General features: G+C 36.4%; 15 protein-coding genes and 1 other annotated feature. Of the genes, 11 read left to right on the top strand and 4 right to left on the bottom strand.

Annotated features, from left to right (window positions below; all coding sequences use genetic code 11):
• The first annotated feature begins 1 nt into the window (after position 1).
• From K1I97_RS04480 to K1I97_RS04455, 6 genes are all read left to right on the top strand, one after another.
• Positions 2-1,012 carry an ABC transporter ATP-binding protein gene (locus tag K1I97_RS04480; RefSeq protein ID WP_084973845.1) on the top strand — a complete coding sequence of 337 codons (1,011 nt, stop codon included), beginning with the start codon at positions 2-4 and terminating at the stop codon, positions 1,010-1,012.
• An 11-nt stretch (positions 1,013-1,023) separates the two neighbouring features.
• Entirely contained in the window at positions 1,024-2,715 is a 1,692-nt protein-coding gene (locus tag K1I97_RS04475) for an ABC transporter permease (protein WP_084973843.1), read from the top strand.
• Between the two features lie 2 nt (positions 2,716-2,717).
• The gene (locus tag K1I97_RS04470) at positions 2,718-3,428 is read left to right on the top strand and encodes an MgtC/SapB family protein (RefSeq protein WP_084973841.1); all 711 of its coding nucleotides are present in this window, start codon (positions 2,718-2,720) and stop codon (positions 3,426-3,428) included.
• Between the two features lie 94 nt (positions 3,429-3,522).
• Positions 3,523-3,885: a hypothetical protein gene (locus K1I97_RS04465; protein ID WP_125450186.1), complete on the top strand. Its 363-nt coding sequence runs from the start codon at positions 3,523-3,525 to the stop codon at positions 3,883-3,885.
• Positions 3,886-4,014: 129 nt separating this feature from the next.
• Entirely contained in the window at positions 4,015-5,016 is a 1,002-nt protein-coding gene (locus K1I97_RS04460) for a LacI family DNA-binding transcriptional regulator (protein ID WP_125448222.1), read from the top strand.
• A gap of 471 nt (positions 5,017-5,487) precedes the next feature.
• On the top strand, positions 5,488-7,257 hold the full coding sequence (locus K1I97_RS04455; RefSeq protein ID WP_223331605.1) for a DUF4365 domain-containing protein: 1,770 nt from the start codon (positions 5,488-5,490) through the stop codon (positions 7,255-7,257).
• Between the two features lie 212 nt (positions 7,258-7,469).
• Here the strand turns inward: K1I97_RS04455 and yidA are convergent, their stop codons facing one another.
• On the bottom strand, positions 7,470-8,276 hold the full coding sequence (gene yidA / locus K1I97_RS04450) for a sugar-phosphatase (protein WP_223331604.1): 807 nt from the start codon (positions 8,274-8,276) through the stop codon (positions 7,470-7,472).
• Positions 8,277-8,285: 9 nt separating this feature from the next.
• Positions 8,286-9,593, bottom strand: coding sequence for an HD domain-containing protein (locus tag K1I97_RS04445; RefSeq protein WP_223331603.1), 1,308 nt, complete (start codon positions 9,591-9,593; stop codon positions 8,286-8,288).
• Positions 9,594-9,664: 71 nt separating this feature from the next.
• On the opposite strand from K1I97_RS04445, the gene K1I97_RS04440 reads away from it, so the two are divergent.
• Positions 9,665-10,042, top strand: coding sequence for a DUF1934 domain-containing protein (locus K1I97_RS04440; protein WP_223331602.1), 378 nt, complete (start codon positions 9,665-9,667; stop codon positions 10,040-10,042).
• A gap of 23 nt (positions 10,043-10,065) precedes the next feature.
• Here K1I97_RS04440 and K1I97_RS04435 read toward each other — a convergent pair whose 3' ends face one another.
• Positions 10,066-11,148 (bottom strand): DEAD/DEAH box helicase, encoded by a 1,083-nt coding sequence (locus K1I97_RS04435; protein WP_223331601.1) that lies wholly within the window; start codon positions 11,146-11,148, stop codon positions 10,066-10,068.
• Entirely contained in the window at positions 11,145-12,122 is a 978-nt protein-coding gene (locus K1I97_RS04430; protein WP_223331600.1) for a Gfo/Idh/MocA family protein, read from the bottom strand. Before K1I97_RS04430 ends, K1I97_RS04435 begins: the two co-directional genes overlap by 4 nt.
• Positions 12,123-12,277: 155 nt before the next feature.
• On the opposite strand from K1I97_RS04430, the gene K1I97_RS04425 reads away from it, so the two are divergent.
• The 4 genes from K1I97_RS04425 to rpmA all read left to right on the top strand — a co-directional run bounded on the left by K1I97_RS04425 (position 12,278) and on the right by rpmA (position 14,135).
• On the top strand, positions 12,278-12,964 hold the full coding sequence (locus K1I97_RS04425) for a YoaK family protein (protein ID WP_223331599.1): 687 nt from the start codon (positions 12,278-12,280) through the stop codon (positions 12,962-12,964).
• A 64-nt stretch (positions 12,965-13,028) separates the two neighbouring features.
• Positions 13,029-13,116 (top strand) — a sequence feature (ribosomal protein L21 leader region).
• Positions 13,117-13,150: 34 nt separating this feature from the next.
• Entirely contained in the window at positions 13,151-13,465 is a 315-nt protein-coding gene (rplU, locus tag K1I97_RS04420; RefSeq protein ID WP_000109137.1) for a 50S ribosomal protein L21, read from the top strand.
• 15 nt (positions 13,466-13,480) lie between these two features.
• The gene (locus tag K1I97_RS04415) at positions 13,481-13,825 is read left to right on the top strand and encodes a ribosomal-processing cysteine protease Prp (protein WP_000613705.1); all 345 of its coding nucleotides are present in this window, start codon (positions 13,481-13,483) and stop codon (positions 13,823-13,825) included.
• Between the two features lie 16 nt (positions 13,826-13,841).
• Positions 13,842-14,135, top strand: coding sequence for a 50S ribosomal protein L27 (gene rpmA, locus K1I97_RS04410; protein ID WP_000916509.1), 294 nt, complete (start codon positions 13,842-13,844; stop codon positions 14,133-14,135).
• Positions 14,136-14,215 lie beyond the last annotated feature (80 nt).

Below are 14,215 nucleotides of genomic sequence, written 5' to 3'. Positions count from 1 at the left end.
TATGATTAAATTTGATAATATTCAAATTAAATATGGTGATTTTATCGCGATTGATAATCTTAATTTAGATATTCAGGAAGGAGAATTCTTTACCTTTCTAGGACCTTCTGGATGTGGTAAATCAACAACTTTGAGAGCTTTGGTAGGTTTTCTAGACCCTTCATCTGGAAGTATTGAGGTTAATGGCACAGATGTTACGCACTTGGAGCCTGAAAAACGTGGAATCGGGATCGTATTCCAATCTTACGCACTATTTCCAACAATGACAGTTTTTGATAATATTGCATTTGGTTTAAAAGTTAAAAAAGTTGCTCCAGATGTTATTAAAGCCAAGGTTTCTGCAGTGGCTGCTAAAATTAAGATTTCAGATCAACAATTGCAACGTAACGTTTCAGAATTATCTGGAGGACAACAGCAGCGTGTAGCTTTAGCTCGTGCTCTTGTTTTGGAACCTAAAATCCTATGTTTGGATGAACCCTTGTCAAACCTAGATGCAAAATTACGTGTGGATTTGAGAAAAGAGTTGAAACGTCTTCAAAAAGAATTGGGAATTACAACTCTATATGTTACACATGACCAAGAGGAAGCGTTAACGCTATCTGATAGGATTGCTGTTTTTAATAATGGTTTTATTGAACAAGTGGGGACACCAGTAGAAATTTATCATAATTCTCAAACAGAATTTGTATGTGATTTCATTGGAGACATTAACGTACTTACAGATGAAACTGTTCACGGAATTCTTCTAAATAATGCTCATGTTTTTTTGGAAGATAAAAAAGGTTACATTCGTTTAGAAAAAGTTCGCTTCAAACGTGAAACGGATCAGGATTTTGTCTTAAAAGGTTCAATTATTGATGTTGAATTTTCAGGAGTTACAATTCACTATACTGTTCAGGTATCTGAAAACCAAATTCTTAATGTAACAAGTATCGATAGTCAGTCAGCTATTAGATCTGTCGGAGAAAGTGTGGAATTATTTATCACACCATCAGACGTTCTGCAATTTTAAGGAGGGGCAGTATGCGTCATAAATTAAATTGGAAAGATTGGCTCATTCGTTTAGGCTTAATCTGGTTCTTGGTAACTTTCATCATTTATCCAAACTTTGATTTAGTAGTTAATGTATTTGTGAAAGGTGGGGAGTTTTCACTTGATGTCGTACAACGAGCTTTTAAATCTCAACGTGCGATTCAGAGTATTTTTAACAGTTTCAAGTTAGCATTCTCACTAATTATAACTGTTAATGTTGTTGGTGTACTTTGTGTATTGTTTACAGAATATTTTGATATTAAAGGAGCTAAAATATTAAAACTAGGATACATGACGTCACTAATCTACGGTGGAGTAGTTTTGGCTACTGGTTATAAATTCGTTTATGGACCATATGGAATGATTACCAAATTTTTACAAAGTATTATTCCATCTTTAGATCCTAACTGGTTTATTGGTTATGGTGCAGTTCTATTTATTATGACATTTTCTGGTACTGCTAATCACACCTTATTCCTAACTAATACAATTCGAAGTGTAGACTATCATACTATTGAAGCTGCACGTAATATGGGTGCCAAACCATTTACAGTGTTTAGAAAAGTAGTATTGCCAACTCTAATTCCTACTTTATTCGCTCTTACAATTATGGTTTTTCTAAGTGGGTTATCAGCAGTAGCAGCACCTATGATTGTTGGTGGGAAAGAATTCCAAACTATTAACCCAATGATCATAACATTTGCTGGAATGGGAAATTCTCGTGACTTAGCCGCCTTTCTAGCAATTATTTTGGGTATTGCCACTACGATTTTGCTTACTATTATGAACAAGATCGAAAAAGGCGGAAATTATATTTCTATTTCTAAAACGAAAGCACCTTTGAAAAAACAAAAAATCACATCTAAACCATGGAATATCATTGCACATATTGTTGCTTATGCTTTGTTCACTGTTTTCATGTTACCATTGATTTTCATTGTATTGTATTCATTTACTGACCCAGTTGCAATACAGTCAGGAAACTTATCATTATCAAACTTTACTCTTGATAATTACAGATTGTTCTTTAGTAATAGTGTTGCGTTTTCTCCATTCCTAGTCAGCTTTATATATTCTATCATTGCAGCAACTACTGCAACAGTTCTTGCTGTTGTGTTTGCGCGAGTAGTTCGTAAACATAAAACTCGATTTGATTTCTTGTTCGAATACGGAGCTCTTCTTCCTTGGCTATTACCAAGTACACTTCTAGCAGTTAGTTTATTGTTCACTTTCAACCAACCTCAACTTTTAGTCTTTAACCAGATTCTAGTTGGTAGTTTAGTAATTTTGCTAATCGCTTATATTGTTGTAAAAATTCCATTCTCTTATAGAATGGTACGTGCAATCTTATTTAGTGTTGATGATGAGATGGAGGATGCTGCTAGAAGTATGGGGGCTTCACCATTTTACACAATGATGAAGGTTATTATTCCTTTCATCTTGCCGGTAGTTCTTTCTGTTATCGCACTCAACTTTAACTCTTTATTGACCGATTTCGATTTATCTGTATTCCTTTATCATCCATTGGCTCAACCATTAGGTATTACGATTCGTTCTGCAGGTGATGAAACAGCAACATCTAATGCACAAGCTCTTGTATTTGTTTATACAATTGTTCTAATGATTATTTCAGGAACTGTATTGTACTTCACACAGAGACCGCGTGGTAAGAAAAGGAAATAGTAATGCAATCATCCAGCATTGGACTATCATACATTGAAATTATTATTAGAGTCGTGTTATCTTTGGTCATTGGAAGTATTATTGGCTTAGAAAGAGGAAGTAAATCTCAACCAGCAGGTATTCGTACACATAGTATCGTTTGTATGGCTGCTTGTTTGATTATGATGACTAATGAATTTGTATCTTATAAGTTTGGAACAGGAGATCCGACACGTTTAGGTGCTCAAGTTATTTCTGGTGTTGGTTTTCTTGGAGCTGGAACAATTCTTATCACAGATAAAAAGAAGGTTACTGGTCTGACAACTGCAGCAGGAATCTGGGCTTCTGCAGGAATAGGTTTAGCTATTGGAGTAGGTTTTTATGAAGGTGCTCTGTTAGTAGCTATTTCTGTGTGGAGTGTGATTTCTATGTTTCAGCCTTTAAAAAAATATCTTCAAAGTCGTTCAAAAGTTATTGAATTATATATTGTAGTTAAATCTACTGAGGCATATAATCGAGTATTAGTTTATTGTGCAGAAAATGGAATTCGATTGAATGATTCAAGAACTGCTTTTGGAGATGTTAATTCTGAAAGAATTGAATATTTTGATGTTCCAGACAAAAGAATAGCATCATTTATGACTCTAGAACTTTCAGGTAAGTTTGAACATCTTAAACTAATGGAAGAAATAGCAAATATTGTTGGTGTTATTTATGTCGAAGAAGTTAGTTGATATAGAATAAACAAAGGGGCAGTTATTCTTGTCCCTTTGTTTTTTAGGTGATAATTGACTCGAAATTATTTGCAAAGTATAAGGATAAACATAAATGAAGGTATATAATATTAATTTTGACTGTGGAAGAATAACGTATTTTGAATATAATTCTTTAGTGCAAGTATATAGATTTCATTCTTTTTATGATATTTGTGAAATTGTATTTTCGTCTTCTTTACCAGCTGATGATATATTAGCAAAAGTTATTGTTAAGGAAAAGATTATTCCGATCTTAGACTGCTATGTCCAAATGTTATTAGATACTTTTATAGTTTCAATGGATTTTACCGAAAATGATTTTTTATATTTTCGTGGTAAGTTATTTTCATACAAGTTTATCAGTTGTGAAGTAGAAAAAATTGTAAAGAATAAAGATTTTAATTGTCAATGTTATTTTTTTGAATCGGAAGAATAGAGTATAAAATAGAAAATTTTGAAATTAAAGTTTTTGTTAAGATACATTAAAATATTTTACTAAATTCTCTTGTTAAAAAAAGTAAATATTGTATAATAAAATTAGATAAATCATAAATGGAGGACTAAAGTGAAAAATTTAAACGATAAAAAGGTAACTATTTATGATATTGCGCATTTATCAGGTTTTTCTCCAAAAACTGTTTCACGTGTTATTAACGGTGGTGAAAAGGTAAAAGAAGAAACTTATCGAGCTATTCAAAAAGTCATTGATGAGTTGTCGTATGTTCCAAATGCATATGCAAAAAATTTGACTAAGAAAGAAACTACAAACATTTTGATTTCCGTTAAAAAGATTGATTCTTTTCCCTTGATTTGGTTTCAAACTTTACTAGATAGAGTTCTACAAACTTGTAAAGAGTTTGGTGTAAACGCTATTGTTGAATACTTTGGTGAAGAAGATACGATTAGGAATTCAATAATTTCAAGTACAGGAAGCTTAATAGATGGAGTAATAGTATTTTATGAAAGTAAAGACGATATTCGGATTAATTATTTACAGAAGAATAATATGCCTTTTATAGTTTTTGGAGAATCTCGAACACCTGATGTTGTTTATGTATCTAATAACAATTTTCAAGCAACTTATGATATGATGGAATTAGTAACAAAAGAGAATATTAAAAGTATGTTGTTACTTATGGGAGGGGAATCTCTTGTTAATAAGGATCGTGAAAAAGGTATTCGTACTTTTCTGACTGATAAAAATTATTTAATGGATTTGCAAGTTATTTATGGTTTAACTACAATTGATTCAGTTTATTCATATGCTATAAATAATTTATCTAATCAAAATCATCCGGATATGATATTTGTTTCAGGGGATGAGAAGGTTCAAGGGCTGATTCGTGCGTGCTATGAGAAGGGGATTACCATTCCTGATGATATTTCAATAATTGGATTCGATAATATTCCTATTTCGCAATATTATACTCCAGCTCTGTCTACTATTTCTCCTAATTATGCTATGTTAGCCCAAAAAATGATAGAAGGTGTTTTAGCAATTATTAAAGGGGAAAGTGTCACATCTGTTGAAGTTTCTCCTAAATTTGTTAGGAGACAGAGTTTCTAGTATTGTTTAATTCTTGAAAATCCTAGTGGAAAAGATGGAGTGTTCTAAAATAAGTTCTGTTTAGCCTCCATTTAGTTTCTAATGAGTTGTTTAGTCGCTTTTCATTATAGATGATATGGGACTTTTTTCTACAACAAAATAGGCTCCATAATATCCATAGGGGGCATTTTTAGAAATGTAAAGAAAAAAAAGAAAATTCAAAGTGTTTGTTTATAGGCAATCATCACAAGTTAGTTTTTTTAAATAAGTTAGTATTTTTGGAATTTTTGACCAAAGTGTGACCAAAAGTCAATGAATATAGAATAAAGTAGATCAGGAAACTGGTCTATTTATTTTGTAATTATTAATGAACAGTATTTTTTAAGTTTATAATATTCAGTTTAAGTTAAATAGTTGTAATTATAGTATATAAGTTTTTCTTTGTTAATGTTATAATATAAAGTATATAGAGCTATTTTTCGAGGTGCGGATTTGGCAAATAATAAAAAAATTGAGACATTAGGTGTTTCATATCTGTCGACATTTATAGATAAGCATGAGTTACTTCAATCTTATTTTGATAGAAATGATAAAACTCCAGTGTGGGATGGAGAAATTCATGTTCTTAAATCATCGAGTGAGAAGAAAGACGAAATATTAGGTAAAGTACCTGTTCAGATTAAAACCACTAGACAGAAAAAAGATGTGTTAAAATCCTTTCCATTAGATGCTAGAGATTTAGAATTATATAAATCAAATGGCGGCGTAGTTTTATTTGTAGTTTGGTTGAGTGAGAATAATGACTTACGAGAAATCTATTATAAATCATTGCCTCCTTTTTCTATAAAAGATTTGCTCAAAAAAAGTAAATTAAAAAATAAATCTACAAATAGTAAGAAACTGTCCATACAGATATTTAAACTAGATGAAAAAAAGATGTATCCAATGTTAGTGGTTTTTATAAATAATAGTCAGAGACAGTATAGCTTCATAAATACTGATGGTATCTCAGTTGAAGATATCTCTGACGATAATAATCTTAAATTCTATTTTTATGGACAAGGAAAAGGAGAGATATTTAACTATCAGAAAGAACACGATCTCTTCATTTATTATAAAGATCCTTTAACTGGTATTGAAATACCACTTGAAAATACAATAAAGGTTGTCGAAACTTACGAGGAAACTGATTTAATTATTACAATTGGAGATTTTACTTTTCAAGATGTAAAAAGACATCGATTCCCTGATGGGAGTGTACAACTACATTTTGGTGAATGCTTTAAAATGTCCTTTGATGTAAATAAAAAAATATTTAAATTTAATTATACAAGGTCTAATATGCTCTCAAAAGCCATGGAGTGTACGGAGGTACTTCAAGAGATAGGAAGAGTAGGATATTTCAATCTCAATGGAAATAAAATAGAACTAGATAATCAGTCAATATCGGATATTACTTCACGGAATTTAGATAGCGATATAAAGGATTTGAGACAGATTTCTAACTTCTTGGAAAATATGGGTGTACAAAAGGATCTTGATCTAAACTACTTTGATAAACAATCTCAAAAAAATCTAAATATCCTTAATTCAGGTCTTGTTCTAAAGAAGAAGGTTGCCTTAGATTATAATGAATCTAAATTACTTCATCTAAGAATTGCTAATATCCATATTATTGCCTTATATAATTTTACAATAGATAAGAACGGAACTATGATTGATATCTTTACTGAAATTCCCTGGTGTAGGAGAGGTGAGGGTAAAGATTCTTCAGATATTTCAATTTTTGAAGTTTTTGAACCTAACGATTGGCTAAAAATAGATAATTGTAATTTTGATTCGGTTATTGCCTCATATCAAAGATTAGTTGATAATGACTTGAAATTTGAAGATGCTAATAACACTATTATAAAAATAGTTATTGCTGCTGACATGGCAGAAGATGTTTCTAGAAGAGAGTTATTGCTTAATTGGGCACAATGTCTTTCTAATTGGAACTTAAAATACTCCCAAAATAGTGAGATAGCTATAATAAATGACCTTCAAATAAAATCTAGAGTTCGTAAATTAAACAGCAAAGAAATGGAGATTCTAAGCAATATTTTAGTAAATAGTAATGATAACTATGAACTTTGTTTCGGTTCATCAGTGTTATTAAAATCGAAACCGCAAGCTGATTTGTTTTGGAATAAACTGGATAACGAGACAAAAGAAAGATATAAAGACTTTCCTATTTATACTTTGTATATGAAATTATCGTAAAATTAAAAGAGATTATAAAGAGATAAAATATGGAAATAAAGAGGGTGATTTATTATAATTCAGTACCACAATTAAGGAAGCAATACCTATTTTTGCACTCTCAAGATTTAAGTAACTGTAAAACTGCAATTTAATTTATTGATTTACCCTCATTGTGATATGTTCATACTAAAAACCGCTCTGCTGAGCGGTTTTCGTCTATTCTTACCTTTTTACAGTACCCACGTACGGATAGCATGGGCAACGCCGGATTCGTCATTAGACTTGGTGATGTATTTGGCGATTTTTTTGAGTTCTGGATTTCCATTTTCCATAACAACGGGGTTACCAACGACTTCCAGCATGGCACGGTCATTTTCTTCGTCCCCGATAGCCATGGTTTCATCTTTGGTCAATCCGAGTTTTTCAGCTAAGTGAGTGATGGCTGAACCCTTGTCTACATTCTTTTTAAGGAGTTCAAGGTAGAAAGGAGCAGATTTATTGATAGAGTAGCGTTCGTAAAATTCTGCTGGGATTTTTTCAATCGCAGCATCGAGAATTTCTGGTTCATCGATAAACATACATTTGACAATTTCCTTGCCAGCCATTTCTTCAGGAGTACGGTAGAAAATGGGCATGTTGACGAGGGTTGATTCATGCACCGTGTATTTTCCGATATTGCGATTGGCAGTATAGATACCGTCCTTGGTAATAGCGTGCATGTGGACACCGAGCTTGCGACTGAGAAATTCCATATCCAGATAATCCTCATAGGTCAAGGATTCGCTGATAATCTCATGACCAGTAGCAGTCTCTTGGACAAGGGCACCGTTGAAGGTTACCACATAGTCACCTTGGTCTCTTAACTGCAAGTCGTCCAGAAGTTTGGCAACGCCTGCGATAGGACGACCCGTTGCAATGACGACCTTAACGCCAGCTTGTTTGGCATCTTGGATGGCAGAAAAGACTTCCGGAGTGATTTCCTTTTTACTGTTAACTAGGGTACCATCGATATCGACGGCGATTAGTTTAATACTCATATATTTCCTCTATTCGTTCTTATTTGGGGTAAAATGATCGTTCTCAATCAAGTGTAAAAATTGCTGGGTAATGCTTGCGAAGATACTGTTTTGGTCCAACATTTCTTTCGGGAAATAAAAACGATTGTCCCCATGGCGGCTGCCAGCAAGGGATTGGACGATAGGAGACAGGCTAGAGAGTTCAGCTAGTTCACCATTTTTCTGTAGAATCTCAATCTGTGTCCGTGGATTTTCAGATTCGGGACGATAGATATCATAAGGGAGGTCAAAGTTCTTATGAATGGCAGTGTAGTAGTCGGGATCAAAGCCGATGTCCTCAACCAGTTGTCTCATGGTTGCGAGTTGATCTTGATCTTCTTGAGAAAAAGTAATGGATTTAAAGACCTTGCGGTTGACAAAACGTTGCGACAAATCTGCGAGAATCTTGTCAGGACTGGTCATCCAGAGCTGGAAGTAGGTATTCATCACGCCATCATCCAGAGCTAGATAGTCAGACAAGGTCACATTTTTTTCAAAGAAAGGAAGAAGATGTGGAGAAGTTCGTGCAAAGAAATCCTTATCCTCAGGATAGAGTTCCTTGGCGCGTTTGAGAAGATTCTGTAGGAGAACCTCCATGGCCCGTGTTGCTGGGTGGAAATAAACCTGCATATACATCTGGTAGCGACTGAGAACATAGTCTTCGATGGCATGCATGCCATTGCGCTGAAAGGCGATCCCATTTTCGATAGGACGAATGACTCGGAGGATCCGTGTCAGGTCAAATTCCCCATAAGATGCTCCTGTAAAATAGGAGTCGCGCAAGAGATAGTCCATGCGGTCTGCGTCAATCTGACTAGAAATGAGCTGCACGACCTGCTTGTTAGGATAGGTATGGTCGATAACACTGGCTACCTTTTTGGGGAAATCTGGCGCTACTTGTAGCAGGACTTGGTGAATCTCTGTCTCAGGACTTTGGATGATTTCCTGAGTAATGACCTCATGATCTGTATCAAAGAGATGTTCAAAAGTATGGGAGTAGGCACCATGCCCGAGGTCATGAAGGAGCGCAGCGGTCATGGTGAGGAGTGATTCAGCAGGGTCCCATTCCTGAGGATATTTTTCTTCAAAAATCTCTGTGATGCGTCGTGCAATCTCATAGACCCCCAAACAGTGGGAAAAGCGACTGTGCTCGCCACCATGGAAGGTATAGCTGGAAGTCCCTAGCTGTTTGATACGACGCAGACGTTGAAATTCTTTTGTATTGATCAAGTCATAGATGACCTGATTGTTTACATGGATATAGTTGTGAACTGGGTCACGGAATACTTTTTCGTTCATATGACCATTATAGCAAAAAGCAAGAGTTTTTGGTAAAATAGTAGGACAAGAGAGAAGAAAGAGGACTTGATGTGAAGATTCGGATGCGAAATAGGATTCAGTTTGATGAGCAGTTGGAAGTCATAGACCAACTCTATGATGTTGAAGTGCGTGAAAAGGGCGATTATAGCTATCTGCTTTTCTACAATGAGGAAAAGGAAAAAGTGGTTCTCAAGTTTCATGGTCAAGAACTGGTGATGACCCGTTTCTCGAGTCCCAAAACCATCATGCGTTTTCTCAAGGATAGTGATAGTTTAGCCTACATTCCGACTCCAATGGGCATGCAGGAGTTTATCATCCAAACGAGTCGTTATCAAGTGGATGGGCAAAAGATCGAGCTCGCCTATCAACTGCAAAACCAAGAGGGACAACCCTTTGCCAGCTATCAATTAGAAATTACTTGGGGATAAGAAAAGGTTGGCAAATGCCAACCTTATTTGATATAGAGTTCTTGATTTTTTAGGACAATTTCACGTACACTTGTAAACTTCTTGAGTTTTTTAAGTTCTTCAGGATGGGTTACGAGAGTGATAACATAGCCCTCTTTACCCATGCGACCTGTACGGCCAGCGCGGTGAGTGTAGGTTTCCATATCTCTAGGAACATCAAAGTTTAAGACACATTCTAGACTATCGATATCAATTCCACGAGCCAGAAGGTCAGTTGCAAGGAGCAGGGTTAGCTGCTTGTCCTTAAACTTTTCTAAGATGACTTTTCGAAATTTAACATTGACATCGCTAGCGAGGGAGACAGCCAAGACATCCCGATACTGTAGTTTTTCCTCTGCACTTCCAAGATCTGATAGGCTATTAAAGAAAACTAGTCCGCGGAAATCCTCTACATGAGCCAGTTTTCGTAGCGTATCTACTCGGTGACGTTGGTCTACTTGCATGTAGAAATGTTGAATGTTGTCCAGTTTTTGATCAGAGAGATCAATGGTGCGCGTGTTTGGCGCAATCTTTTCTTGGTCAAACTTGGTCGTCGCACTCATGTAGATGAGTTGGTGGTCACGAGGTGCATAGTGAGTGATTTTTTCGACAAAGTGAATCTGAGAATCATCGAGCAATTGGTCAAATTCATCCAGAATGATGGTTTCCACATTCATCATCTTGATCTTTTTCAATTTAATCAACTCAAAGATACGGCCAGGAGTTCCAATCAGAATTTCTGGTCCTTTTTTAAGGCGTTCAATCTGGCGTTTCTGACTTGAACCTGATAAGAAGAGCTGAGCAGTCAAGCCGATAGCTTCAGCCCACGTTTTACATACGTCAAAAATCTGCCCAGCCAGTTCTGTATTTGGTGCTAGGATCAAGAGCTGTTGGGCTTTTTTCTTTTTCAGTCTAAGTAGACTTGGGAGTAAGTAAGCGAGGGTCTTACCAGTTCCTGTTGGGCTTACTCCCAGGAGGTTTTCTCCTGCAAGAATGGGCTCAAATAGTTGAGTTTGAATGGGGGTAAATTCTTGGAAACCGAGTTGGTCGCTCAATTCTTGCCATTCAGTGGGTAGTTTGGTTTTCATTTTTCTGCCTCAAATCTAATGCCAGCAGTCTGGCGCATGGTATAGAGTAGCTCATGAATAGAACTTGCATCATCCAGCCAAGTTTGGTAGAGATTCAGATCAGGTTGATGGATCATGTGTGCAAATGCAGCAACTTCCTCAGTCATTGTATGGGGAACCTGTTGGATAGGGAGCTGGACTTGATTTCCTTGGTGATCGGTAAAAATAGCTGAGAGGACATGTTCAATCGTGTTGAGGGTCAAGGTTCCATCTGCTGTGTAAATCTCACAAGGAAGATTGGAAGTGATGTTTTTCCCAGTCTTGATGTGAACTTGAAAGTTAGGGTAGAAGAGGATACCGTCTCCATTTAGGTCAATGCTATTGTCAAGCTGTTGAGCCTGATAAGTCGCGTCTTGAGCCTTTCCAAAGAGGCGAACAGCAGCGTAGAGAGGATAAATCCCCAAATCCATAAGGGCACCACCAGCAAAACGGTCTGAAAAAACATTTGGCGTCTGCCCAGCCAACAAGTCCGGCATCTTGGAAGAATACTTGGCATAGTTGAAATCAGCTCCCAACACTTGCTTGTCTGCTAAAAAGTTTTTGATAGTAGTAAAAGCTTCCTCGTGGTAATTACGAGCAGCTTCAAAGATAAAACAGTAATTTTTCTCAGCTGTCTGTCTCAAATCCAGCCATTCTTTTGGCTGAGTGACAGCTGGCTTTTCAAGAATGACGTGCTTACCAAAAGACAAGGCAGCCTTGGCTTGAACAAAATGCAAGGAGTTTGGACTGGCGATATAGACTACATCAAAGGAAGACTTAAAGAAGTCTTCTAATTGATCAAAGAGTTGGATATTCTGATAGCGAGAAGCAAAGGTTGCGGCAGTTTCTAGTTTTCTAGAATAGACTGCAACCAGTTGGTATTCTCCACTAGCATGGGCTGCTTCTATGAAATGGTGGCTGATAGCACCTGTTCCGATGACACCTAATCTAAACATAAATACTCCTTTTCCGACTTCAATTCCTTCCTTCATTATAACATAGAAAAGAAGGACTATCCAACAGATGGTAAAAATTTTCAAATGGACTACGTATTTCTTGGAGAAAGTGGTACAATATTTAGATAAGTAGATGAAATGAGAAGGGGGAGAAAATGAGATTATTACCAATAAGAAAAATATCACGTCAGTCTAAGAGACTAGCGCTTTTTTTGACTTTTTGTGCAGGATATGTCGATGCCTATACTTTTATCGTGCGAGGAAACACCCTTGTGGCTGGACAAACTGGGAATGTCGTCTTTCTTTCTGTAGGACTCATTCAACAAAATGTATCGGATGCAAGTGCTAAAGTAATGACCTTGCTTTTCTTTATGATGGGTGTCTTTTTTCTGACATTGTATAAGGAAAAACTTCGAATTGTTAAAAAGCCGATTTTGTCCTTGATTCCACTTGCAGCCCTGTCCCTAATTATAGGATTTGTGCCGCAAACGGTTGACAATATCTATCTCGTGCCGCCATTGGCCTTCTGTATGGGACTGGTGACAACTGCTTTTGGAGAAGTGTCAGGTATTGCCTATAATAATGCTTTTATGACAGGGAATATCAAACGTACCATGTTGGCTTTTGGAGATTATTTTCGGACTAAACATACGCCCTTCCTGCGTGAAGCCTTGATTTTTGTTAGCTTGCTTAGCAGTTTTGTCTTCGGAGTTGTTTTTTCAGCTTATTTGACGATTTACTATCAGGAGAAGACAATTTTAGGTGTTCCCCTGATGATGAGCATCTTTTACATCAGTATGCTTTTTGCTTCTTGGAGAAAAAAAGGGAAAGAAAAAGCTTAAATTTGATTGATTTCGCTTGTAAGAAAAAAGAAGATATGCTATACTTGAATAGTTGACTATGCACAATCCTGTGCAACCGCACGAACATCGTTGCTCACTCTGTGAGACAGAAGTGGTTCGTCCCACGATGCTAGGCGAGTCTTCACAAAAACACGGGGAAACCCTAAAAATCATAGGAGGTGCATAATGAGCACATACGCAATTATCAAAACTGGCGGAAAACAAGTTAAAGTTGAAGTTGGTCAAGCAATCTACGTTGAAAAATTGAACGTTGAAGCTGGTCAAGAAGTTACTTTTAACGAAGTTGTTCTTGTTGGTGGTGAAAACACTGTTGTCGGAACTCCACTTGTTGCTGGAGCTACTGTAGTTGGAACTGTTGAAAAGCAAGGAAAACAAAAGAAAGTTGTTACTTACAAGTACAAACCTAAAAAAGGTAGCCACCGTAAACAAGGTCACCGTCAACCATATACAAAAGTTGTCATCAACGCGATCAACGCTTAATTTTAAGGAGAACACATGATACAAGCAGTCTTTGAGAGAGCCGAAGATGGCGAGCTGAGGAGTGCGGAAATTACTGGACACGCCGAAAGTGGCGAATACGGCTTAGATGTCGTGTGTGCATCGGTTTCTACGCTTGCCATTAACTTTGTCAATTCCATTGAGAAATTTGCAGGCTATGAACCAATCTTAGAATTAAACGAAGATGAAGGTGGCTATCTAAAGGTTGAAATACCAGCGGATCTTCCTTCGCACCAGAGAGAAATGACCCAGTTATTCTTCGAATCATTTTTCTTAGGTATGGCAAACTTATCGGAGAACTCTTCTGAGTTCGTCCAAACCAGAGTTATCACAGAAAACTAACACGGAGGAAAACATTATGTTAAAAATGACTCTTAACAACTTGCAACTTTTCGCCCACAAAAAAGGTGGAGGTTCTACATCAAACGGACGTGATTCACAAGCGAAACGTCTTGGGGCTAAAGCAGCTGACGGACAAACTGTAACAGGTGGATCAATCCTTTACCGTCAACGTGGTACACACATCTACCCAGGTGTAAACGTTGGACGTGGTGGAGACGATACTTTGTTCGCTAAAGTTGAAGGCGTAGTACGCTTTGAACGTAAAGGTCGCGATAAAAAACAAGTTTCTGTTTACCCAATCGCAAAATAAAAAGGTCCAGTGAACCTTTTTATCCCGAGCCTTGAAATGTAAAGGCGAGGAAGCTAGAAGTAGCATTAAATAAGGCTTTC

Source organism: Streptococcus oralis, assembly GCF_019929345.1.
Classification (GTDB): Bacteria; Bacillota; Bacilli; order Lactobacillales; family Streptococcaceae; genus Streptococcus.
This window is presented reverse-complemented; position numbering and strand designations above follow the sequence as displayed.

Excerpts from the sequence above, each read along its gene's own strand:
- K1I97_RS04480 (WP_084973845.1), top strand. The coding sequence starts at position 2 with ATGATTAAATTTGATAATATTCAAATTAAATATGGTGATTTTATCGCG.
- K1I97_RS04475 (WP_084973843.1), top strand. The coding sequence starts at position 1,024 with ATGCGTCATAAATTAAATTGGAAAGATTGGCTCATTCGTTTAGGCTTA.
- K1I97_RS04470 (WP_084973841.1), top strand. The coding sequence starts at position 2,718 with ATGCAATCATCCAGCATTGGACTATCATACATTGAAATTATTATTAGA.
- K1I97_RS04465 (WP_125450186.1), top strand. The coding sequence starts at position 3,523 with ATGAAGGTATATAATATTAATTTTGACTGTGGAAGAATAACGTATTTT.
- yidA (WP_223331604.1), bottom strand. The coding sequence starts at position 8,276 with ATGAGTATTAAACTAATCGCCGTCGATATCGATGGTACCCTAGTTAAC.
- K1I97_RS04445 (WP_223331603.1), bottom strand. The coding sequence starts at position 9,593 with ATGAACGAAAAAGTATTCCGTGACCCAGTTCACAACTATATCCATGTA.
- K1I97_RS04435 (WP_223331601.1), bottom strand. The coding sequence starts at position 11,148 with ATGAAAACCAAACTACCCACTGAATGGCAAGAATTGAGCGACCAACTC.
- K1I97_RS04430 (WP_223331600.1), bottom strand. The coding sequence starts at position 12,122 with ATGTTTAGATTAGGTGTCATCGGAACAGGTGCTATCAGCCACCATTTC.
- K1I97_RS04425 (WP_223331599.1), top strand. The coding sequence starts at position 12,278 with ATGAGATTATTACCAATAAGAAAAATATCACGTCAGTCTAAGAGACTA.
- rplU (WP_000109137.1), top strand. The coding sequence starts at position 13,151 with ATGAGCACATACGCAATTATCAAAACTGGCGGAAAACAAGTTAAAGTT.
- K1I97_RS04415 (WP_000613705.1), top strand. The coding sequence starts at position 13,481 with ATGATACAAGCAGTCTTTGAGAGAGCCGAAGATGGCGAGCTGAGGAGT.
- rpmA (WP_000916509.1), top strand. The coding sequence starts at position 13,842 with ATGTTAAAAATGACTCTTAACAACTTGCAACTTTTCGCCCACAAAAAA.